Genomic DNA, 1,302 nt, shown 5'->3' with positions numbered 1-1,302 from the left:
CTTGGGTTCTAGGGGTGATTGCAACAGTCGTCTAGTTGGAGGCTGTTGTGTTTTTGAGGGCTTATCCCTGGGTCGTTGGTCAGTTCTGGGATCGCATCCGAGAGGGGATGTCAGCGGGTGAGGCCGGTGTAGCCGTTGGCGTGTCGGTGTATACCGGGCGGCGCTGGTTTGCTGATGCTGGCGGGGTGAGACCGAAATTTCCTGATGGCGGACCGCGTAAGCGGCCGCGGCTGACCCTGGGCGAACGGGTGATCATCGATGTCGGTGTCAAGATGGGTAAATCGATCCGCAAGATCGCTGAGGAGTTGGGGCGCGCGGCGTCGACAGTCATGCGCGAGATCGAGCGAAACGCGTTCTGTTACGGGCGGTATCGGGAACGGTACCGGTTCGGGGCGCCGAAAAAGGGTGGCCGCGACGCCAAGCCTCGCTATAGCGCCACGGGTGCTCAGGCGCGCGCCCAGCAGCGAGCGCGTCGAGCTAGGCCCGGCAAGTTGGCGCTCAATGAGACATTGCATGACGAGGTGCAGACTCGGCTACTGGAGAAATACAGCCCCGAGCAGATCGCTCGCCGGCTGCAGCTGGACTTTCCCGACGATGCGGAGATGCGGGTGTCTCACGAAACCATCTACCAGGCGATTTACGTCCAAGGCCGGGGCAGTTTGCGTCGTGAGTTGCATCAATGCCTACGCACCGGGCGGGCTCTGCGCAAACCCCAACGCCGCGCCGATGCACGCCAGGGCCGCATCCCCGACATGGTCAACATCAGCGAGCGCCCACCAGACGTCGAAGACCGCGCCGTGCCCGGACACTGGGAAGGTGATCTGATTCTGGGCGCTGGCGGTAAGTCGGCAATCGGCACCCTGGTGGAGCGGGCCACCCGGTTCGTGCTGCTTCTGCACCTGCCCGATGATCACGGCGCGCTGGCAGTGCAGGAAGCGATCGTGGCCAAAATGGCTCAACTGCCGGCAATCCTGCGCCGGACCCTGACCTGGGATCAGGGCCGCGAGATGGCCAATCATGCGGCCATCGCCGCGGCCACCGAACTCGATATCTACTTCTGCGATCCCCACTCGCCGTGGCAGCGCGGGAGTAACGAGAACACCAATGGCCTGCTGCGCCAATACTTTGCCAAAGGCACCGACCTGTCGGTGTTTCCGGCCGACTACCTCGACTACGTTGCCGCTCAGCTCAACAACCGACCACGCAAAACACTGGGCTGGAAAAAGCCAGCAGAAGTCCTCGACGAACTACTCTCAGACCCGTCCAAACCCATCACTGTTGCAACCACCGCCTGAAACCGCC

The 1,302-nt window shown here is 62.6% G+C and carries 1 protein-coding gene; it reads left to right on the top strand.

From position 1 onward, the window contains the following. Window positions 1-107 precede the first annotated feature (107 nt). Window positions 108-1,295 carry an IS30 family transposase gene (locus AC5Y4S_RS29740; protein ID WP_500036094.1) on the top strand — a complete coding sequence of 396 codons (1,188 nt, stop codon included), beginning with the start codon at window positions 108-110 and terminating at the stop codon, window positions 1,293-1,295. Window positions 1,296-1,302: the final 7 nt, after the last annotated feature.

It is taken from the genome of Mycobacterium sp. NGS64 (assembly GCF_059812245.1).
Note: the sequence above shows the minus strand (reverse complement) of the source record. Positions and strands in the feature narration are given on the sequence as shown.

What these genes read in the sequence shown, in the direction of transcription:
- AC5Y4S_RS29740 (WP_500036094.1), top strand. Translation starts at nt 108, where the DNA reads ATGTCAGCGGGTGAGGCCGGTGTAGCCGTTGGCGTGTCGGTGTATACC.